Source organism: Variovorax sp. GW822-FHT04A09 (genome assembly GCF_058801005.1).
The window spans coordinates 92,765-112,571 of the sequence record NZ_JBXAMV010000009.1 but is presented as its reverse complement, the minus strand read 5'-3'; the positions used below and the strand labels follow the sequence as shown (position 1 = coordinate 112,571).

Below are 19,807 nucleotides of genomic sequence, written 5' to 3'. Positions count from 1 at the left end.
GCTTTCGGTAGTCCAAATGACTGCGAAAGGGTAGTCCAACGGCATTTCCTTGGTTCTATCTCCTATGGCCGTGGCAAATAGGCCGCATTTCTTGCAGTCGATCGGTGCGTGCGCCGGATAATTCTCGAATGCTTGATCTGGACCGCATCGATCTGCGCCTGCTGAAGATCCTTCAGGAAGACGGCCGCATCACCAACCTCAAGCTGGCGGAGGCGGTCGCGCTGTCCCCCACCGCCGTGCTGGCGCGCGTGCAGCGCCTCACGCGCGACGGCTTCATCCTGGGCTACGAGGCCCGCCTCGACCCCTACAAGCTGGGGCGCGGCTTCACCGTGTTCGTCGAGGTCCTGCTCGACCGCACCACCGCCAACGTGTTCGACCAGTTCAAGGCCGCCGTGCAGGTGCGCGACGAGATCATGGAATGCCACATGGTCGCCGGCGGCTTCGACTACCTCCTCAAGACCCGCATGGCCGACATGGCCGCCTACCGCGAGTTCGCCGGCACCGTGCTGTGGCAGCTGCCCGGCGTGCGCGAGACGCGGACCTATGCTGTGATGGAAGAGGTGAAGAGCAGCGCGCGCCTGCCGCTGGGGGTCTGAGGCGCACGCCCGCCTGGGGCGTTTGGGTCGGCGTTATTGCATGCGACAATTAAATTTTGTCGACAATATGTCGTCCCACGCCACGTGGGCGGCACGCCCCCGAAGAAGCAAACCATGGAAAACGAGCCTGGAAAAACGCTGTCCCAGACCATCTCGGACCGCCTGGCCGAGGAAATCGTGCTGCGCCGTTTCCAACCGGGCGAACGCCTGGACGAACAGACGATCGCGACGCGCTTCGGCGTCTCGCGCAGCCCGGTGCGCGATGCGCTGCGGCAACTGGCCTCGACCCGGCTGATCGAGCACCTGCCGCGCCGCGGCTTCTCGGTGGCGACGATGGCGCCCGCCGACCTGGACGGCCTCTTCGAAGCCTCCGGCGAACTGGAAGCCCTGTGCGCCAAGCTGTGCGCGCTGCGCGCCGCGCCGTCGGAGCGCAAGCGCATCGAGTTCGTTCATCAGCAAGCCGGACGCGCCGCGGCCGAGGGCGACGCGAAAGCGTACGCCGCGCTGAACGAGGAATTCCACGCGCTGATCTACGCTGGCGCCCGCAACAAGACGCTGCAGGACCTCGCACTGAGCCTGCGGCAGCGCCTCGCCCCCTTCCGCTCGCAAGGCTTCTTCACGACGGAAAACCGCCTGCAGCATTCCCATGTCGAGCACGACGCCCTCGTTGCCGCCCTGCTGGCGCACGACGGTGACGCCGCCGCCGCCGCCATGCACAGCCATGCGGCCAACTCGGCGATGAACGTGCTGCAGCACTTCGACGGCAGCGCCTCCCGCACCCCGTCTTCCATCGCCGCCGCCTGACGCGGCTGCCGGGCCCTCTCCCTCCCTCCCGTTTCCGCTGGTCCGCCCCGGCCCGCCGCTTCCGACGCAGGCCGGCCGCGGCATGCGTCCGCACGCCCGTTTCAGGCATGCCGCGACAAACCCTTGACGTTCGTGAACACCAAAACATAAAATTGCACACAATTCGCAGACACTGAATGCAAAACACCCGTCGCGGATTCCAACCCACCTACAAAAGAGGAGTCAATCGAATGTCTTGGATCGCGCTCGCCACTTACCGCCGCGCCGGCGGGCTTGCCCCCGCCCTGGTGATCGACAGCCAGCTGTACGACCTGGAGGCGGCCCGCGCGGCCGGCCTGCCGCCGCTGCCCGAAACCTGGGTCACGCAAGGCGTCGAAGCCATGCTGCGCGACTGGGCGAACGCCCAGGCCTGGCTGCGCGACGCCACGCCCATCGCCGCCACGCTGGCCGCCTCGGGCGCGATCCGGCCGGTGGCCGACGGCGCTGCGGCCGTGGCTGCGCCCTTCGTGCCGAGCCGCATCTTCTGCGCCGCCTCGAACTACGCCTCGCACGCCAACGAAATGGGCACCGTGCTGGCGGCCAAGTCGCAGAGCAAGCCGTACATGTTCCTGAAGCTCTCGAACACGGTGATCGGCAACGGCGAGGCGATCCAGATGCCGCCCGAAACCAGCAAGCTCGACTGGGAGGTCGAACTCGCCGCCGTGATCGGCAAGCGCTGCCGCCGCATCTCGGTCGAAGACGCGCTGGACGCCGTGGCCTGCTACACGATCGTCAACGACATCTCGGCGCGCGACCTCAACATCCGCGGCGACTACCCGTTCAAGCACGACTGGTTCCAAGGCAAGTGCCACGACACCTTCGCCCCCATCGGCCCGTGGCTGGTGCCCGCCTGGCAGATCCCCGACCCGCAGGCCGTGCAGATGCGCCTGGACGTGAACGACGAACCCATGCAACAGGACAGCACGGCCAACATGATCTGGACGGTGCGCGAGCAGATCGCCTACCTGTCGACCATCGTCACGCTCGAACCGGGCGACGTGATCGCTACCGGCACGCCGACCGGCGTGGGCATGGGTCGGGGTATCTACCTGAAGGCGGGCGACCGGCTGGTGGCGAGCATCGAGGGCATCGGACGGCTGGCCAATCAAGTGCAGGCAGAGCGCGTCTGAGCGTCGCCGCGGCGGGGCCACGGCCCCGTTCTTTCGCATCACAACAAGGTATGGAGACAACGACATGCAACCCACCCGCAGAGGATTCGCCGCGATCGCGCGCGCGCTGACCGGCCTCGCCTGCAGCGCGCTGCTGGCCGGCGCGCCCCCCGCGTTCGCCCAGGAGAAGGTCACCTACAACATGGCCTGGCTGCCGCAGGGCAGCTCGGTGGGCGTGATCGTCGCGCAGGCGCAGGGCTACTTCCGCGAGCTGGGCCTGGACACCGCCATCGTGCGCGGCTACGGCGGCAACCGCACCGCCAACGAGCTCGACCAGGGCCAGTTCGAGTTCGGCTACGTCGACCCGATCAGCCTCGTGCTCAACCGCGCCAACGGCGGCAAGATCCGCATGATCGGCGCCATCAACACACGCTGGCCCGCCGGCATCTGTTTCGACACCAAGCGCCACCAGCCCAAGACGCCGGCCGACATGAAGGGCCTGCGCCTGGGCGGCGGCTCGGCCTCGCCGGTGCACAACGTCGTGCCCGCCTGGCTGGAGCTGAACCGCCAGCCCAAGGACAGCATCCGCCTGCTGCGCATGGACCCCGCCGTGGTCGACGCCTCGCTGATCGAAGGCAAGGTCGACCTGGCCGAATGCTGGCGCGGGAGCAACCGCGCCGTCACCCAAAAGCAGGCCAACGCCGCGGGCGTGACGCTCGGCTGGATCGAGTACAGCGACTTCGGACTGGACGCCTACGGCAGCGGCTTCGCGGCCAGCGAAGACCTGATCAGGAAGCGCCCCGAGGTGGTGAAGAAGTTCCTGCGCGCCTCGTACCGCGGCTACGAATTCGCCATGGCCAACCCCGAGCAGGCAGCCGATCTCATGGTGAAGATGTTTCCCACCACCGACCGTGCCGTGGCGCTGGCGCAGATCAAGGACATGAACGACCTGCTGGTCGACCCGGCAGCCAAGGCCAAGGGGCTGGGCCACCTGCGCGATGACCGCATGCGCGCCACCGTGCAGTTCGTCGACAAGGCCTTCGGCCTCGGCGGCAAGGTGAAGCCGCAGGACGCGTACAGCAACGACCTGCTCGCACCATGAGCGCGGGAGCAATACCGATGGTTCAACGCCCCCGTCCCCAGCGCCTCGGGCACGTCGTGCTCAACGTGCGCGACCTGAAGGCCTCCGTGCGCTTCTACACCGAGATCGTCGGGCTGGAAGTGTCCGACCACATCGAGGACCAGATGGCCTTCCTGCGCTGCGGGAACGACCACCACGACCTGGCGCTGGCGCAGATTGCGCCCGGCGACCCGCAGCATGCTGCCACCTACGTGCCGGGACGGCCCGGGCTGGAGCACTTCGCCTACCAGCTCGGCTCGCTGGCCGAGATCGAGGACGCCGCGCGCTACCTGCAGGCGCAGGGCATCGACATCGTGCGCGGCATCGGCAAGCACGGGCCCGGCGAGAACCTGTTCCTCGTGTTCAAGGACCCCGACGGCAACTACTGCGAGTTCTATGCGGAGATGGTGCAGATCACGCCCGCGCAACCCTACACGCCCCGCGTCTGGAAGAACGACCTCGCGGCCTTCGACCAGTGGCACTTCGACCGGTTCGTGGTGCCGCCGCCCGAGTGGGGCCCGCGCACGGCCCGGGACGAAGACAGCGACGACCCGAAGCGCTGAACGCGCCGCACGACAAGACACGACACATAAAAAGATCCGGAGACAAGACACATGCACCCCGCCCCTTCCTCGCGCGCCGAATCGTGGCGCCGCTTCACCGACCCCGCCCTGCTGTTCCTCGCACTGGGCCTGCTGTGGGAAAAATCGGTCGACGTGTTCGGCATCAAACGCTACCTGCTGCCGCCGCTGTCGCAGGTGCTCGACAGCCTGTGGACCAACCGCATGGCACTGCTCGTGCAGTCGTGGGTCACGACGCAGGAGGTGCTGGCCGGCTTCGCGCTGGCGGCCGTCGGCGGCGTGCTGCTCGGGCTCGCGATCCACGCCATCCCGGTGGTGCGGCGGGCGCTGTACCCGCTCATCGTGGTGTTCCAGGGCCTGCCCAAGATCGCGCTGGCGCCGCTCATGGTGATCTGGTTCGGCTACGGCGACACCTCGAAGGTGCTGATGGCCTTTCTCTTCGCCTTCTTCCCGGTGGTGATCGCCACCATGGGCGGGCTGGCGGGCACGCCGGCGCACCTGGTGGAGCACTTCCGCGCCATCCGCGCCTCGTCCTGGACCACCTTCCGCCGCCTCTACGTGCCTTCGGCCCTGCCGTCGATCATGGACGGGCTGCGCTCGGCCATGCCGCTGGCCGTGATCGGCGCGATCGTGGGCGAGTTCGTCGGCTCCGAGCGCGGGCTCGGCCACCTCATCCTCGAGGCCAATGCCAACGCGCGCACCGACTACCTGTTCGCCGCGCTGGTGGTGATCTCGGTGGTCGCCGGCCTGCTGTACCTGCTGGTCGAGCTGGCCGCCAAGCGCATCTGGTGGCGCGGGCTCTGAGCCTTCACCCCTCTTTCTCTTTCGTCCTTTCAAAGATTTCAACTCAGGAGACATTCCCATGGCCAAACTGCGTCACATCGCCCTCGCCGTTCCCGATCCCCAGAAGGCGGCCAAGTTCTACAGCGAGGTCTTCGACCTCACCATCGTCGAACCCACGCACTCGCCCATCGCCGACGGCGTGTACCTCACGGACGGCACCATCTGCCTGGCGCTGCTGAACTACAAGACCGACGAGGCGGCAGGCCTTGAAAAGGGCAAGGACTGGATCGGCACGCACCACTTCGGTTTCTGGGTCGACGACCTGGACGCGCAGCGCAAGGCCATCGAGGACCACGGCGGCACCTTCTTCATGGACCTGCCGCACGACAAGAAGAGCCTGTACTACGAGATGAAATTCCGCGACCTCGACGGCGTGGTCTTCGACATCTCCGAAGGCGGCTGGGTGGGAGCGCGCAAGTGAAGCCTGGGACCGTTGCCACCGGCGAGGCGACGGTGCGCGCCCCCGGAGCCATCGACACAGCGATCGGCGTCAGCCGCGTCGCCAAGACCTTCGACGCGCGCCACAGCGTGCGCGCGCTGGAGCAGGTCGACTTCACGGTGCAGCGCGGCGAGTTCGTCTCGATCCTGGGGCCGAGCGGCTGCGGCAAGAGCACCCTGCTGCGCATCGTGGCCGGGCTGATCCAGCCCGACGCGGGCGGCGAGGTGCGCGTGCTCGGCCACCTGCAGACGCGGATGTCCGACGACGTGGGCGTGGTGTTCCAGACCCACAACATGCTGCCGTGGGAAACCGTGGAAGCCAACATCCGCCTCGCGGCCGAGGTGCGCAAGCTGCCGAAGAAGGACATCGACGAACGCGTGGAAGCGCTGCTGCCGATCCTCAAGCTGGAGAAGTTCCGCCGCAACTACCCGCACGAGCTCTCGGGCGGCATGCGCCAGCGCGCGGCGCTCGGGCAGATCCTCGTGATGCGGCCCCAGGTGCTGCTGCTCGACGAGCCCTTCGGGGCGCTCGACGCACTCACGCGCGACCAGCTCAACGTCGAGCTGCTGCGCCTGTGGCAGGAGATGCGCCAGACGGTGATCCTCATCACCCACAGCATCTCGGAGGCCGTCTTTCTCTCGGACCGCGTGCTCGTGATGTCCGAGCGGCCGGGGCGCATCGTCGAGGACATCCGCATCGACCTGCCACGCCCGCGCGACCCGCGCACCACCAAGGAAGCGACCGCCTTCGGCCACTACGTGGTGCAGCTGGGCCACCTGATGGGCGTCGACTGACGCCGCCCGTCGCCCCCTCTTCGTTCTTCTTCCGGAGCTCTCTTTGAACCTCTCGAAATTCCACGGCGTGGTGCCCGCCATGGCCACGCCTTTCACCGCCGACCACCGGCTCGACGAAGCCCGCGTCGGCGAGCTGATCGACAGCTACATCCGCGCCGGCGTGCACGGCATTTCCGTCGCCGGCAGCCAGGGCGAGTTCTTCGCCCTGGAGCGCGACGAACACATCCGCCTGCTGGAGCTGTCGATGCGCGCCATCGACGGCCGCGTGCCCTTGTATGCCGGCACCGGCGGCGCCACCACGCGCGACGCCATCGCGCTCACGCAGGCCGCCGAAGCCCTGGGCGCCGACCTGGCGCTGGTGATCACGCCGTACTTCGTGCAGCCCACGCAGGACGAGTTGGTGGCCCACTACACCGCCGTGGCGCGCGCGACGAAGCTGCCGGTGATGCTCTACAACAACCCGCCGCGCACCGCCGTCAACGTGCTGCCCGCCACGCTCGCACGCTGCATGCAGGAGGCCGACAACATCGTGGGCATGAAGGACTCGGGCGGCGACCTCACGCAGTCCATCGAGTACCTGCTGACCGCGCCGCGCCCCGCGCTGCTGTTCTCGGGCCGCGACACCATCGCGCTGTCGATGATGTTCCACGGCGCGCAAGGCACCATCTCGCCCGCCGCCAACGTGTTCCCCGAGCTCATGGTGCGCATGTACGACGCGCTGCGCGCCGGCCGCCACGACGAGGCGCTGCGCGTGTCGAACATCTTCGCGCCGCTGCGCGCGGCCTGGGCCTGGGGCTCGTTCCCGGTCGTCATCAAGGAAGCGATGACGCTCGCGGGCCGCAGTGCCGGGCCGACGCGCCCACCCGTCGCCGCGCTGCCGGAGAAGGTGCGCGCCGACCTGCGGGCCGTGGTCGAGCGCATCGGCGCCAGCGCGTAACCCGCCATGCCGCCGAACCCCACGGACGGCGACGGCGAGCGCCGCTACAACGCGCGCCTGGCCGTCCCGCACTACCAGGACATCTTCGACGGCTGGGCACGCGCGTCCGCCGCGGTGCGCGAGCGCGCCCGCGCGCGGCTCGACATCGCCTACGGGCCGCTTGCGGCTGAGCGCCTGGACCTGTTCCTGCCCGAGGGCCGCCCGCGCGGCACGCTGATGTACATCCACGGCGGCTACTGGCGCTCGCTCGACAAGTCGGACGCCTCGCTGGTCGCGCCGCCTTTCACCGCGGCTGGCTACGCGGTCGCGGTCGTCAACTACGCGCTGTGCCCGGCGGTGGACGTGGAGACCATCGTCGCGCAGGTTCGCCGTGCGGCCGCATGGCTCGCGTCGCACCACGCGCAATGGGATGCCCCGCCGGCACGCCTGTTCGCCTGCGGGCATTCGGCCGGCGGGCACCTGGCGGCGATGCTGCTGGCCACCGAGCCGGTGGTGGCGGCCGCGACCTGCATCAGCGCGCTGTACGACCTGCGCCCGCTGCTCGACGTGCCGTCGGTGATGGACGCCACGCGCTTCACGCCGCGCAGCGCGGCGGCGCTGAGTCCGGCGCTGTGGCGTCCCCTGACCGGTACGCGACTGCTCACCGCCCTGGGCGGCAACGAGAATCCTGGCTTCCGCGAACAATGCGACACCATCCGCCTGCACTGGCGCGACGTTCATGCGGGCCACATCGAGTGCCCGGGTCATGATCATTTTTCGATCCTCGACGAACTGACGCGCGCCGACGGCGCGATCGCGACAGCGACCTTGCGGCTGATGCAGTCCTTCGACCTTCCACGTTCCCCATGATTCCAGACAGTGCCCTCGACACCCTCTTTCGCCAGGCCCGCTCCCACAACGGCTGGCTGCCCCGCCCAGTCAGCGAGGCGCAGCTGCGCCAGATCCACGAGCTCGTGAAGTGGGGTCCGACCTCGGCCAACTGCTCGCCGATGCGCGTGGTCTTCGTGCGCACCGACGAAGGCCGCGAACGCCTGCGGCCGCTGCTCTCGCCCGGCAACGTCGACAAGACGATGACGGCGCCTGTCACCGCGATCCTCGGTTTCGACACGGCCTTCTACCGCGAGCTGCCACGGCTCTTTCCGCACCGGCCGTCGATGCAGGACGACTTCACGGGGCCCGACAAGGAGGCGCACGCGCTGCGCACGGCCTTTCGCAACGCGAGCCTGCAGGCGGCCTACTTCATGCTCGCAGCCCGCGCCATCGGTCTGGACTGCGGACCGATGTCGGGCTTCGACGCGGACGGCATGGACGAGGTCTTCTGGCACGGCACCTCGGTGCGCACCAACTTCCTGTGCAACCTCGGCCACGGCGACCCCGCCAAGCTGTTCGAGCGCCACCCGAGGCTCGCGTTCGAAGAAGCCTGCCGCTTCGCCTGAGGGTCGCACGATGCTTGTCGATGCGACGCTGATCGCCGCCGCCTTCGTGGCGGGCGCCCTGAACGCGGTGGCCGGCGGCGGCAGCTTCCTGACGCTGCCGGCCCTGGTGTTCGCGGGCGTGCCCGCCGTGAGCGCCAACGCCACGGGCACGCTGGCGCTGCTGCCCGGCTACCTGTCGGCGGCCTGGGGCTTTCGCGGCGACACCCAACCGCCGCCCGGGCTGTCCATGCGGACGCTCGTGGTGCTTTCGCTGATCGGCGGCAGTACCGGCGCGCTGCTGCTCCTGCTGACGCCCGATGCCACCTTCCGCCGCGTCGTGCCCTGGCTGCTGCTGCTCGCCACCTTGCTGTTCGTGCTGGCACCGCGCCTCACGGCGTCTCGACAGTCGGGCGCGCACCGGCCGGCGGTCGCGATGGTCTCGGTGCTCGCCGTCACGGTCTACGGCGGCTACTTCAACGGCGGGCTGGGCATCCTGCTGCTGGCACTGTTCGGCTTGCTCGGCCAGACCCGCCTGCTGGCGGCCAACGGGCTCAAGAACCAGGTGTCGGCGCTGCTCACGCTGATCGCGGTCGCCCTCTATGCCTGGGGCGGCCTGATCGCCTGGCGCGAGGCCGCGATCATGGCGGGCGCCGCGCTGCTCGGCGGCTACCTCGGCGCCCGGGGCGCGCGGCGCCTGCCGCCGGCCTGGCTGCGCGCGGGCATCGTCGCCACGGGGCTGACGATGAGCTTGCTGTTCTTCCTGCGCTAGGGGCCTATGACTTCAGGCGGGCTTGCGCGCCCGCCCGCCGAAGATCGCCGTACCGACCCGCACCATCGTGCTGCCGGCACTGACCGCCGCCTCGAGGTCCCCGCTCATGCCCAGCGACAGCGTGTCCAGCGCGATGCCCGCCGCCCGGATCGATTCGAACACCGCGTGCGCGCGCAGGCACAGTTCCCGCTGCGCCGCGAAATCCGCTGCCGGTTCGGGGATCGCCATGAGCCCGCGCAGCTGCAGCTGTGGCAAGGCCGCCACAGCGCGCGCGAGCGCCAAGGCCTCTTCCGGCGGCACGCCGGACTTGTTTGCACCGCCGTCCACGTTGACCTGCAGGCACACCTGCAGCGGCGGCAGATGCGCCGGGCGCTGGGCCGACAGGCGCTCGGCGATCTTCAGGCGGTCGATGCTGTGGACCCAGTCGAACTGCTCGGCCACGGGCCGCGTCTTGTTGCTCTGCAGAGGGCCGATGCAGTGCCATTCGAGTCCCGCGCGCAGGTCGGCCAGCGCGGCGATCTTGTCCAGGCCCTCCTGCACGTAGTTCTCGCCGAACGCCGCCTGGCCGGCCGCGCGCGCCTCGCGCACCGCCTCCGGCCCGAAGGTCTTGGACACCGCCAGCAGGCGTACCGCCGCCGGGTCGCGCCCGGCCTGCGCACAGGCCCGGTCGATCCGGGCCCTTACTTGCTGGAGATCGTCGCCAATCATCGTCATAATCTTCCGAATTCGTATCAAAACGTCACTAAAGCCTGCCTGAGGAGCCCCGTGGACATCACCCAACTGCTGGCGTTCAGCGTCAAGAACAAAGCCTCCGACCTGCACCTGTCGGCCGGCCTGCCGCCGATGATCCGCGTGAACGGCGACGTGCGCCGCATCAACGTCGATGCGCTGGACCACAAGGCCGTGCATGCCATGGTGTACGACATCATGAGCGACACGCACCGCAAGCACTACGAAGAGTTCCTGGAGGTCGACTTCTCGTTCGAGATCGACGGCCTCGCGCGCTTTCGCGTGAACGCCTTCAACCAGGCGCGCGGCGCGGCCGCGGTGTTCCGGACCATTCCCTCGAAGATCCTCACGCTCGAGCAGCTCAACGCGCCGAAGATTTTCGGCGAACTCGCGCTCAAGCCGCGCGGCCTCGTGCTGGTGACGGGCCCCACGGGCTCGGGCAAGTCGACCACGCTGGCGGCGATGGTGAACTACCTCAACGAGAACGAGTACGGCCACATCCTCACGGTGGAAGACCCGATCGAGTTCGTGCACGAATCGAAGAAGTGCCTGATCAACCAGCGCGAGGTGGGGCCGATGACGCTGTCGTTCGCCAACGCGCTGCGCTCCGCCCTGCGCGAAGACCCGGACGCGATCCTGGTGGGCGAGTTGCGCGACCTCGAAACCATTCGCCTCGCAATGACCGCGGCCGAAACCGGCCACCTGGTGTTCGGCACGCTGCACACCTCGTCGGCCGCCAAGACCATCGACCGGATCATCGACGTGTTCCCGGGCGAAGAAAAAGAAATGATCCGCGCGATGCTGTCCGAATCGTTGCAGGCCGTGATCTCGCAGACGCTGTGCAAGACCAAGGACGGCCAGGGCCGCGTGGCGGCGCACGAGATCATGCTGGGCACGCCGGCCATCCGCAACCTGATCCGCGAGGCCAAGGTCGCACAGATGTACTCCACCATCCAGACCGGCCAGGGCTCGGGCATGCAGACGCTCGACCAGAACCTGACGGAGCTGGTGCGCCGCAATACGATCTCTGCCGCCGAAGCGCGCGGCAAGGCCAAGATCCCCGAGAATTTCCCCGGCTGATCCCCACAGTCCTTCGGAGCACAGACATCATGGAACGCGATCAAGCCAGCCAGTTCATCAACGACCTGCTCAAGCTCATGGTGAGCCGCAACGGCAGCGACCTGTTCATCACCGCCGACTTCCCGCCGGCCATCAAGGTCGACGGCAAGGTCACCAAGGTGTCGCAACAGGCGCTGGGCGCACAGCACACGCTGGCGCTCACGCGCTCGATCATGAACGACCGCCAGACGGCCGAGTTCGAGCGCACCAAGGAGTGCAACTTCGCGATCTCGCCGACGGGCATCGGGCGCTTTCGCGTCAACGCGTTCGTGCAGCAGGGCAAGGTCGGCATGGTGCTGCGGACCATTCCCGCCAAGCTGCCGACCATCGATGGCCTGGGCATGCCGCAGGTGCTCAAGGACGTGGCGATGACCAAGCGCGGCCTCACCATCCTGGTGGGTGCCACGGGCTCGGGCAAGTCGACCACGCTGGCCGCGATGATCGACTGGCGCAACGAGAACTCCTACGGCCACATCGTGACGGTGGAAGACCCGGTCGAGTTCGTGCACCCGCACAAGAACTGCGTGGTGACGCAGCGCGAAGTGGGCATCGACACCGACAGCTGGGAAGCCGCGCTGAAGAACACGCTGCGCCAGGCGCCCGACGTGATCCTCATGGGCGAAATCCGCGACCGCGAGACCATGGAGCACGCCGTGGCCTTTGCCGAAACCGGCCACCTGTGCATGGCCACGCTGCACGCCAACAGCGCCAACCAGGCCCTGGACCGCATCATCAACTTCTTCCCCGAAGAGCGCCGTGCGCAGCTGCTGATGGACCTGTCGCTGAACCTGCGCTCGCTGGTGTCGCAGCGGCTGGTGCCCACCGAAGACGGCCAGGGCCGCGTGGCCGCCGTCGAGATCCTGCTGAACACGCCGCTGATCTCCGACCTGATCTTCAAGGGCGAGGTGGGCGAGATCAAGGAGATCATGAAGAAGAGCCGCAACCTGGGCATGCAGACCTTCGACCAGGCGCTGTTCGACCTGTTCGAGGGCAACGCGATCAACTTCGAAGAGGCGATCCGCAACGCCGACTCGGCCAACGACCTGCGCCTGCAGATCAAGCTCAACAGCCAGCGCGCGCGCAGCACCGACCTGGCGGCCGGCACCGAGCACTTCGCGATCGTCTGAAGCCGCTCCGCCGGTGCGCCGCGGGGCGCGCCGGCCTTGTTTCTTTCTTTGGCTTTAAGCTGTCGGCCATGAGCAGCATCAACCCCCGCACCTACGAATCCGTTCCCGCCCAGACGGTGGCCTTCCTCGGCCTCGGCGTCATGGGCGGGCCCATGGCCGGGCACCTGGCCAAGGCCGGCCACGCGGTCACGGTCTACAACCGCACTCCCGCCAAGTCGCAAGCCTGGGTCGCCGAGTTCGGCGCCCCCGGCCGCCACGCCCCCACCCCGCGTGAAGCGGCGGCCGGCGCGGACATCGTGTTCTGCTGCGTCGGCAACGACGACGACCTGCGCTCGGTGGTGCTGGGCGACGACGGCGCCCTGGCCGGCATGAAGCCCGGCGCCGTGCTCGTGGACCACACCACGGCCTCGGCCGACGTGGCACGCGAGCTGTCGAAGGCGGCGCAGGCGCGCGGCCTGCACTTCATCGACGCGCCCGTGTCGGGCGGCCAGGCGGGCGCGCAGAACGGTGCGCTCACCGTGATGTGCGGCGGCGACGCGGCGGTGTTCGAGCGCATCCGTCCGGTGGCCATGGCCTTCGCACGCGCCGTCACGCTGCTGGGCGACAGCGGCGCGGGCCAGCTCGCGAAGATGGTGAACCAGATCGCCATCGCGGGGCTGGTGCAGGGCCTGTCGGAAGCCATTGCCTTCGGCCAGCGCGCCGGCCTGGACATGGAAGCCGTGCTCGGCGTCATCGGCAAGGGCGCGGCCCAGAGCTGGCAGATGGACAACCGCGGCAAGACCATGATCGAGGGCAAGTTCGACTTCGGCTTTGCCGTCGACTGGATGCGCAAGGACCTGGGCCTGGTGCTCGACGAAGCCAAGCGCAACGGCGCGCGCGTGCCGGTGACGGCGCTGGTCGACCAGTTCTATGCCGACGTGCAGCAGGCCGGCGGCAGGCGATGGGACACCTCGAGCCTGATCATCAGGCTCAAATGAAAAAAGCCCGCGGAAGCGGGCTTTTTGGTTTCAGCGGACCGGCGAGGTCGTTGCACCGCCGGCCGGCGCGGGCAGCGGCTCCATCGGCGGCAGCGGCACGCGCGAACCCGAGGAGGAAGCACCCGGCGTCGATGGCGTCGCATTGCTCACCGGTGCGGGGCCCGTGCCGCCGCGCTGCGCAGCGGACTGGTTGGCCGCCTGGCTCGCGGCCAGGTCGGCCTCGCTCACCACCTCGACCACGCGCACGACCTTCGCCACGCCCGTCACGCCGCGCGTGATCTCGGTGGCGCGGTCGGTCTCGCGACGCGTGGCGATGCCCATCAGGTAGACCGTGCTGCGCTCGGTCACGACCTTGAAGGAGTTGGCGAAGATATCCTTGGCGTCGAGCAGCGAGGCCTTCACCTTGCCGGTGATGTACAGGTCGTTCGAGCGGTCCTGGAAGGTGCTCGGGGCGCCGATGGTGAGTTCGTTCACCACCGAGCGCACGTTGACCACGCGGCTCACCTCGTCCTCGACGCGACGGCGGTCGGCGTCGTTGCCGACGGCGCCGGTCAGCAGCACCTGGCGGTTGAAGCTGGTGACGCTCACGTACATGTTGTCGTTGGCGATGTCGCGCACGCGGGCCGCGGCACGCAGCTCGATGCCCTGGTCGTCGAGCTGGGCGCCCGAGCTGCGGCGGTCGGTCGCCACCATGCCCACGCCCACCACCGCGGCGCCGCCCACGACGAGCGGCACGCAGGCGGACAGTCCGGCCACCAGGGCGGCGCCCAGGGTGAGCGCCAGGGCGAAACGTTGGGTCGAGGCCTTGGTCAGGGTCGTCATGGTCATGAGGAAACTTCCTGTTCTCCGAGTAACTGGGCATCCACGCCGTCGCACAGGCAATGCAGCGCGAGCAGGTGGATTTCGTGAATGCGCGCCGCACGTTCGTGCGGCACGCTGATCTGTACATCGGTTTCGCGCAGCGCGCGGCCGATGGCGCCGCCGGTGCCGCCGACGCCGGGCGCCGCGGTGGCCAGCCCCGTGGCGGCGTTGCCGAGCAGCGCCACCACCGTCATGTCGCGCTCATGCGCGGAAAGCACGGCGGCCAGCACCGCGGACGACTGCCCGCTGGCGCTGAGCACCAGCAGCACGTCGCCGGCCTGGCCGAGCGCGCGCACCTGGCGCGCGAAGCGATCGGCATCGGCGGCCTGCGGGCTGTCGGCCGCCGGGTCGGTGGTGTCGCCGGGCAGCGCGATCGCGCCCAGCTCGGGCCGCTCGCGTTCGAAGCGACCCACGAAGTTCGAGGCGAACTGCGCGGCCAGCAGGCCCGACACGCCGGCCCCGCAGGCCAGTACCTTGCCGCCGCTGGTCACGCAGGCCAGCAGGGCCTGCATCGCTTGAGAGATGGGTTTGCTGAGGACCGGGCCGGTCTGGTATTTGAGGTCGGCACTGTCGATGAAGTGCTGCTGAATCCGTTGCTCGAGCATGGGGCGCGATGATAACTGGGGGTCGTGAAACAAGACGTTTGAGTGGTGGAGCCTTCAGCAAGGCTTCAGTTCCCTCGCGGGTGCGTCAGCCGGCGTCGAAGGCGGCTTTCAGCCAGGTGATTTTCTCCTCGATCAGCACCACATCGAAACGGCATGGCGGCAATGCGCGCAACCGGCCCAGGTAATGCCGCGCGGCCAGCACGATGCGCTGCTGCTTGCCCGCCGTGATGCTGCCGCCCGCGCCGCCATGCGAGCCCGCGCTGCGCTGTCGCACCTCGACGAACACCAGCGTGCCGTCGCGCGGATCGCGCATGATCAGGTCGACCTCGCCGCCGCCGCGCCCCGGCGTCCGATAATTGCGCGCGACCGGCACGAGGCCGGCCTGGCGCAGGTGGTCGAGCGCGGCGTCTTCCGCCGCATCGCCGCGATGCTTCGTGGTCGTGGTGCTTGTCGTCATGGCTCCCTGCCCTGTTTTCTTGTTGTCGCTGCCCTACGGAGAAACCTCTTGGCTTCACTCGCCCCTGCTTCCTTCGGCGCGGCCCTGCCGGCCGCGCTCGACGCCGCGGGCGCGCAGCATTATCCGCAGGGCACGCTGTACGTCGTCGCCACGCCGATCGGCAACCTGGCCGACATCACGCTGCGCGCGCTGCATGTGCTGCAGCTGGTGGACGCCGTGGCCTGCGAGGACACGCGCCACACGCAGAGCCTGCTGCGCGCCTACGGCATCGACCGCCCCGGCGCGCAACTGCTCGCGGTGCACCAGCACAACGAGGCCGAGGCCGCACAGGCCGTGGTCGCGCGGCTCGCGCAGGGCGAGCGCATCGCCTACGTGAGCGACGCCGGCACGCCCGGCGTGAGCGACCCCGGCGCGCGCCTGGCCGCCGCCGTGCGCGCGGCCGGCCAGCGCGTGCTGCCTCTGCCGGGCGCCAGCAGCGTCGTCACGCTCGTGAGCGCGGCCGGCCTCGTGGCCGAGGGCGGCGAGAGCAGCCACGCGCACAACAGCAGCGCCTTCGTGTTCGCGGGCTTCCTGCCGACCAAGGCCGGCGAGCGCGACACCGCCGTGCACGCCCTCGCGCAGGAGCCGCGCGCTGTGGTGCTGCTGGAAGCGCCGCACCGCATCGACAGCCTGGCCCGCGCGCTGGCCGTGCTGGGCGAGCGCCGCATCACCGTCGGCCGCGAGCTCACCAAGCAGTTCGAAGAAATCGCCACCGTGGCCGCCAGCGCGCTGCCCGACTGGTTCGGCGCCGACCGCGACCGCACGCGTGGCGAGTTCGCATTGGTGCTGCACCCCGTGGCGGTGAGCGGCGACGGCGGCGCGGAAGGCGAACGTGTGCTGCGCCTGCTGCTGGCGGAACTGCCGGTGAAGACGGCCGTGAAGCTGGCCGCCGAGATCAGCGGCGCGCCGCGCAACACGCTGTACGAGCTGGCGCTGCGCATCCGCAGCGAAGCCGGCGACGACGAATAGCCCTCAGCCATCCAGCTCGGCATAGCGCCGAAAGATCCCATCCTCGTTGAACGCAATGCGACGAGGGCTCTGCAGGTAGTCGTGCACGCGCTGGCGTCGCCGGATATTCGCGTGCAGCTTCACGACCGACGGCGTGGAGGCCAGCGCCCGCGCGGCGGCCTTCGGAAAGGCGTACTGCAGCCCATCCACCAGCTGGAACAGCGACAGGTCGGCATAGGTCAGCACGTCGCCGACCAGGTGCAAGTCGCCGGAAGGGTTGCGCTGCAGCACCTGCTCGAACCAGTTCAGGAATTTCGGAATGCGCGCTTCGCGGAAGGCACGCGCACGCTGAAGGGCCGCGTCGCGCTGGTCTTCGTAGTAGTCGCCGGTCGAGATCGGGTGATGGGTGTCGTGCGCCTCGGCCACCGCGTCGGCGATGGTGAGCTGCAGCTGGTGGGTCCACAGCCCGTCGGATTCGCCGATGCCGGCCAGCCCGAGCTTGGGGCCGAGGTACAGCAGGATCGCGGCGGTCTGGCCGACCACGATGTCGCCGTCGACAAGGAACGGCGGTGCGAACGCGGCGCGCGGGTTGCCGGGGTCGCCGAGCCGTCGGCCCAGCGCGGACTCACCACCGCCTTGCGAGGCGGGCAGCCGCGCGACATCGACGTAGTCGGCGCCCGCGGCCTCGAGGGCGAGCCGCACGAACTCGCCGCGGCCCTGGATCGTGGGCCAGTAATGCAGTTGGTATGCCATGCGGCCATGGTGTCAGGGCCGACGGGGCGCTGCAACCGATGACCGGCTGCGAGGGATGTCAGATCAGGCGGCGAAGGCGCGCGGCCGGCTCACCAGAACTTCCACCACGGGCGCGGCGGCTGGCGCAGGGCCAGGGGGCGGGTGTCCAGGTCGGCGCTCTGGCTCGGCGGAATCGAATCGCCGAAGCGGCGGCGCATCTCGGCCTCCAGGGCATGTGCGATGCCGCGGGCCTGTTTCTCGCCGCGCAGCGCGCGCCGACGCCATTCGGCGGCGTGTGCTGCGAGGCTGGTTTCGTCCAGTTCGGAGAGCTCCATCATGCGGGGAATTTTTACATGCGTGCGTCCGGGTGACAGGGTGCAACGGCGTGTCACGGCCCGGTCGCGCGGATCTCCGGATCGGCCTTGTCGCGCAAGGCCGGGCCGGGTCGGGGAAGAAGTGAAAAAACCGGAAGCCCTTGCGGAATTTCCGGTCTTGAAGGTGGTCCCGCCGCCAGGAATCGAACCTGGATCTCAGCCTTCGGAGGGCCGAATTCTATCCGTTGAAATACAGCGAGAGGGGTGCTCCGGAATGCACCGGAGCCACACATTATGGCCTATCAGGCCGCAGCGGTTTCCGCGTCGTGCGCCGTCGGGACGCCACCGGCCGGCGTGCGCGAGAAACCGAGCCCGGCCAGGTAGACGCGGAAGGTGCGCCGGCCGGTCGACACGAGGTCGAAGGCCGTGGGGTCGAGCAGCCAGTTCTGGATCAGCCCGCCCATCAGGGCGTGCATGCCCTGCGCCGCGACCGCACCCGGCAACGGCAGCCGGATGCGGGCGCGCCGCGCGGCCAGCCGCAGGGCCTTTTCGAAATCGACCACACAGGCGTTGCGCGCGTCCAGGTGGCGCTGCTGCACCGAGGCCATGTCATGCGTGTACTCGACCTTGTGGGTCGCGATGTCGAACACGCGCCGCACCTGCGGGTCGGCGACCATGAGCGTCAGCGCGTGGATCAGGCCTTCCTCGATCTCGACCAGCGGGTCATCGCCGGGGATGTCGCTCTTGGGCGGCGTTTCCAGCGGCAGGATCACGCGCTCCATCATGGCGTTGAACAGATCGGCCTTGTCCTTGAAGTGCCAGTAGATGGCGCCCCGGGTCGCGCCGGCCTGCTGCGCGATCTGCTGCAGCGTGGTCTGCGAAACACCTTGCGCCTGAAACAACAGCTCCGCGGCATCGAGCAATCGATGCCGCGTTGCCAGTGCTTCTTCCTTCGTACGACGTGCCACCAAGTCTCCTGATTTGTAAAGCGAACGCCCTTTGCGTATCGTGGGGCCATTGCATGGCTGTCACTATACATCCATGAATGTATGTAAACTAGCGCGCTTCTCGGATGGCCCACCTGCCCGTGCTGGTTTACGGATCTCTCCCGCAAACGCGCCATCTCCCGTCTTCGCATCAAAGGAATCACATGCCTCTTCTGCATGTCTCGCGTCAACCGTCCTTGTCGTTTTCGCCGCGTCTCGCGACCGTGGCCCTCGTCTCCCTCCTGTTCCTGGCCGCCTGCGGCAAGGGCGAGGCCCCGGCCGGTCCGGGCGGCGGTGGCGGTGGCGCCCGCCCGGCGCCTGAAGTCGGCGTGGTGACGGTCAAGCCCACCGACGTGGGCCTCGTGACCGAGCTGCCCGGCCGCCTCGAAGCCTCGCGCATCGCCCAGGTGCGCGCCCGCACGCCGGGCATCCTGCTCAAGCGCGAGTTCCGCGAAGGCAGCGACGTGAAGGCCGGCCAGCTGCTGTTCCGCATCGACCCGGCACCGCTGGTGGCCGCCACGCAGAACGCCCAGGCCGCCCTGGCCCGCGCCGAAGCCAACGCCGTGCAGGCCAAGGCACTGGCCGACCGCTACAAGCCGCTGGTCGAAGCCAACGCCGTGAGCAAGCAGGAATACGCGACGGCCGTGGCCTCCGCCAAGACGGCCGACGCCGACGTGGCCGCCAACCGCGCGCTGCTGCAGACCGCCAAGATCAACCAGGGCTACGCCGATGTCACCTCGCCCATCGCGGGCCGCATCGGCCGCGCGCTGGTCACCGAAGGCGCACTGGTCGGCCAGGGCGACGCCACCGAGCTGGCCGTGGTGCAGCAGATCAACCCGCTGTACGTGAACTTCACGCAGTCGGCCTCCGACGTGCTCAAGCTGCGCCGCGCCGTGGCCGCCGGCCAGTACAAGCGTGCGAGCGGCGAAGAAGCCGCGAGCATCCGCGTGGTGCTCGAAGACGGCACCGACTACGGGCAGGACGGCAAGCTGCTGTTCTCCGACCTCACGGTCGACCCGACCACGGGCCAGGTCACGCTGCGCGCCGAGATCCCGAACCCCAAGGGCGAGCTGCTGCCCGGCCTGTACGTGCGCGTGAAGCTCGAGCAGGCCCAGGTGACGAACGCGATCACGGTGCCGCAACAGGCCGTCACGCGCACCCAGCAGGGCGACCACGTGACGGTGGTCAGCGCCGACGGCAAGCTGAGCCAACGCACCGTGAAGATCAGCGCCGCCAAGGACAACCAGTGGGTGGTGCTCGACGGCCTGAAGGCCGGCGAACAGGTGATGGTCGACGGCTTCCAACGCCTGCAGATGATGCCGCCCGGCACGCCCGTGAAGGCGGTGCCGTGGCAGAAGCCGACGCCGAACGGCGCGGCTGCACCCGCGGCACCGGCGGCGTCTGCTGCCGCAGCGGCACCCGCCGCCAGCCCGGCTTCGGCCCCGGCTGACAAGAAGTAATCAGGAG

General features: G+C 68.9%; 24 protein-coding genes and 1 tRNA gene. 17 read left to right on the top strand and 8 right to left on the bottom strand.

From position 1 onward, the window contains the following. The first annotated feature begins 128 nt into the window (after positions 1 to 128). The 12 genes from AC1RLW_RS30850 (at position 129) to AC1RLW_RS30795 (ending at position 9,446) form a co-directional block, all read left to right on the top strand. Positions 129 to 596 (top strand): Lrp/AsnC ligand binding domain-containing protein, encoded by a 468-nt coding sequence (locus AC1RLW_RS30850; RefSeq protein WP_062478450.1) that lies wholly within the window; start codon positions 129 to 131, stop codon positions 594 to 596. Positions 597 to 710: 114 nt separating this feature from the next. Beyond that, positions 711 to 1,400 carry a GntR family transcriptional regulator gene (locus AC1RLW_RS30845; protein ID WP_493196189.1) on the top strand — a complete coding sequence of 230 codons (690 nt, stop codon included), beginning with the start codon at positions 711 to 713 and terminating at the stop codon, positions 1,398 to 1,400. A 230-nt stretch (positions 1,401 to 1,630) separates the two neighbouring features. Next, positions 1,631 to 2,569, top strand: coding sequence for a fumarylacetoacetate hydrolase family protein (locus AC1RLW_RS30840; RefSeq protein ID WP_159274674.1), 939 nt, complete (start codon positions 1,631 to 1,633; stop codon positions 2,567 to 2,569). Positions 2,570 to 2,633: 64 nt separating this feature from the next. Then, complete coding sequence (locus AC1RLW_RS30835) at positions 2,634 to 3,650, top strand: ABC transporter substrate-binding protein (RefSeq protein WP_159274675.1); 1,017 nt, start codon at positions 2,634 to 2,636, stop codon at positions 3,648 to 3,650. 17 nt (positions 3,651 to 3,667) lie between these two features. Continuing rightward, positions 3,668 to 4,231: a VOC family protein gene (locus AC1RLW_RS30830; protein ID WP_159274676.1), complete on the top strand. Its 564-nt coding sequence runs from the start codon at positions 3,668 to 3,670 to the stop codon at positions 4,229 to 4,231. A 51-nt stretch (positions 4,232 to 4,282) separates the two neighbouring features. Further along, a complete protein-coding gene (locus AC1RLW_RS30825) occupies positions 4,283 to 5,053 on the top strand; it encodes an ABC transporter permease (RefSeq protein ID WP_082818351.1) in 771 nt (256 codons plus the stop codon). Between the two features lie 58 nt (positions 5,054 to 5,111). Then, complete coding sequence (locus tag AC1RLW_RS30820) at positions 5,112 to 5,513, top strand: VOC family protein (RefSeq protein WP_070063818.1); 402 nt, start codon at positions 5,112 to 5,114, stop codon at positions 5,511 to 5,513. Further along, positions 5,510 to 6,325: an ABC transporter ATP-binding protein gene (locus AC1RLW_RS30815; RefSeq protein ID WP_493196188.1), complete on the top strand. Its 816-nt coding sequence runs from the start codon at positions 5,510 to 5,512 to the stop codon at positions 6,323 to 6,325. Before AC1RLW_RS30820 ends, AC1RLW_RS30815 begins: the two co-directional genes overlap by 4 nt. A gap of 43 nt (positions 6,326 to 6,368) precedes the next feature. Next, positions 6,369 to 7,262 carry a 4-hydroxy-tetrahydrodipicolinate synthase gene (gene dapA / locus AC1RLW_RS30810; protein WP_493196187.1) on the top strand — a complete coding sequence of 298 codons (894 nt, stop codon included), beginning with the start codon at positions 6,369 to 6,371 and terminating at the stop codon, positions 7,260 to 7,262. Between the two features lie 6 nt (positions 7,263 to 7,268). Beyond that, complete coding sequence (locus tag AC1RLW_RS30805; protein WP_493196186.1) at positions 7,269 to 8,111, top strand: alpha/beta hydrolase; 843 nt, start codon at positions 7,269 to 7,271, stop codon at positions 8,109 to 8,111. After that, on the top strand, positions 8,108 to 8,698 hold the full coding sequence (locus AC1RLW_RS30800) for a malonic semialdehyde reductase (protein ID WP_493196184.1): 591 nt from the start codon (positions 8,108 to 8,110) through the stop codon (positions 8,696 to 8,698). The genes AC1RLW_RS30805 and AC1RLW_RS30800 overlap by 4 nt, the downstream gene beginning before the upstream one ends. A 10-nt stretch (positions 8,699 to 8,708) precedes the next feature. Further along, positions 8,709 to 9,446 (top strand): sulfite exporter TauE/SafE family protein, encoded by a 738-nt coding sequence (locus AC1RLW_RS30795; RefSeq protein WP_493196183.1) that lies wholly within the window; start codon positions 8,709 to 8,711, stop codon positions 9,444 to 9,446. Between the two features lie 12 nt (positions 9,447 to 9,458). Here AC1RLW_RS30795 and AC1RLW_RS30790 read toward each other — a convergent pair whose 3' ends face one another. After that, positions 9,459 to 10,160 (bottom strand): YggS family pyridoxal phosphate-dependent enzyme, encoded by a 702-nt coding sequence (locus tag AC1RLW_RS30790; protein WP_493196182.1) that lies wholly within the window; start codon positions 10,158 to 10,160, stop codon positions 9,459 to 9,461. Positions 10,161 to 10,211: 51 nt separating this feature from the next. Here AC1RLW_RS30790 and AC1RLW_RS30785 point away from each other — a divergent pair, with 51 nt between their 5' ends. From AC1RLW_RS30785 to AC1RLW_RS30775, 3 genes are all read left to right on the top strand, one after another. Beyond that, on the top strand, positions 10,212 to 11,255 hold the full coding sequence (locus tag AC1RLW_RS30785) for a type IV pilus twitching motility protein PilT (RefSeq protein ID WP_062482334.1): 1,044 nt from the start codon (positions 10,212 to 10,214) through the stop codon (positions 11,253 to 11,255). Between the two features lie 29 nt (positions 11,256 to 11,284). Then, the gene (locus tag AC1RLW_RS30780; protein WP_062482331.1) at positions 11,285 to 12,421 is read left to right on the top strand and encodes a PilT/PilU family type 4a pilus ATPase; all 1,137 of its coding nucleotides are present in this window, start codon (positions 11,285 to 11,287) and stop codon (positions 12,419 to 12,421) included. Between the two features lie 68 nt (positions 12,422 to 12,489). After that, positions 12,490 to 13,398, top strand: a complete 909-nt coding sequence (locus AC1RLW_RS30775) for an NAD(P)-dependent oxidoreductase (RefSeq protein WP_062482328.1) — start codon at positions 12,490 to 12,492, stop codon at positions 13,396 to 13,398. A gap of 30 nt (positions 13,399 to 13,428) precedes the next feature. Here the strand turns inward: AC1RLW_RS30775 and AC1RLW_RS30770 are convergent, their stop codons facing one another. From AC1RLW_RS30770 to AC1RLW_RS30760, 3 genes are all read right to left on the bottom strand, one after another. Next, positions 13,429 to 14,226: a BON domain-containing protein gene (locus AC1RLW_RS30770; protein ID WP_095950095.1), complete on the bottom strand. Its 798-nt coding sequence runs from the start codon at positions 14,224 to 14,226 to the stop codon at positions 13,429 to 13,431. Next, positions 14,223 to 14,864 carry an SIS domain-containing protein gene (locus AC1RLW_RS30765; RefSeq protein WP_062482322.1) on the bottom strand — a complete coding sequence of 214 codons (642 nt, stop codon included), beginning with the start codon at positions 14,862 to 14,864 and terminating at the stop codon, positions 14,223 to 14,225. Before AC1RLW_RS30765 ends, AC1RLW_RS30770 begins: the two co-directional genes overlap by 4 nt. An 85-nt stretch (positions 14,865 to 14,949) precedes the next feature. Continuing rightward, positions 14,950 to 15,321, bottom strand: coding sequence for a YraN family protein (locus tag AC1RLW_RS30760; RefSeq protein WP_493196180.1), 372 nt, complete (start codon positions 15,319 to 15,321; stop codon positions 14,950 to 14,952). Between the two features lie 48 nt (positions 15,322 to 15,369). On the opposite strand from AC1RLW_RS30760, the gene rsmI reads away from it, so the two are divergent. After that, positions 15,370 to 16,329, top strand: coding sequence for a 16S rRNA (cytidine(1402)-2'-O)-methyltransferase (gene rsmI / locus AC1RLW_RS30755; protein WP_493196179.1), 960 nt, complete (start codon positions 15,370 to 15,372; stop codon positions 16,327 to 16,329). Positions 16,330 to 16,332: 3 nt separating this feature from the next. Here rsmI and AC1RLW_RS30750 read toward each other — a convergent pair whose 3' ends face one another. The 4 genes from AC1RLW_RS30750 to AC1RLW_RS30735 all read right to left on the bottom strand — a co-directional run bounded on the left by AC1RLW_RS30750 (position 16,333) and on the right by AC1RLW_RS30735 (position 18,325). After that, complete coding sequence (locus AC1RLW_RS30750) at positions 16,333 to 17,061, bottom strand: glutathione S-transferase (RefSeq protein ID WP_493196178.1); 729 nt, start codon at positions 17,059 to 17,061, stop codon at positions 16,333 to 16,335. 89 nt (positions 17,062 to 17,150) lie between these two features. Then, the gene (locus AC1RLW_RS30745) at positions 17,151 to 17,378 is read right to left on the bottom strand and encodes a hypothetical protein (protein ID WP_062481748.1); all 228 of its coding nucleotides are present in this window, start codon (positions 17,376 to 17,378) and stop codon (positions 17,151 to 17,153) included. Between the two features lie 161 nt (positions 17,379 to 17,539). Further along, positions 17,540 to 17,614, bottom strand: a tRNA-Arg gene (locus tag AC1RLW_RS30740). Between the two features lie 42 nt (positions 17,615 to 17,656). After that, positions 17,657 to 18,325, bottom strand: a complete 669-nt coding sequence (locus AC1RLW_RS30735) for a TetR family transcriptional regulator (protein ID WP_493196177.1) — start codon at positions 18,323 to 18,325, stop codon at positions 17,657 to 17,659. A 179-nt stretch (positions 18,326 to 18,504) separates the two neighbouring features. On the opposite strand from AC1RLW_RS30735, the gene AC1RLW_RS30730 reads away from it, so the two are divergent. After that, complete coding sequence (locus AC1RLW_RS30730; protein WP_062481754.1) at positions 18,505 to 19,800, top strand: efflux RND transporter periplasmic adaptor subunit; 1,296 nt, start codon at positions 18,505 to 18,507, stop codon at positions 19,798 to 19,800. The last annotated feature ends 7 nt before the right edge of the window (positions 19,801 to 19,807 follow it).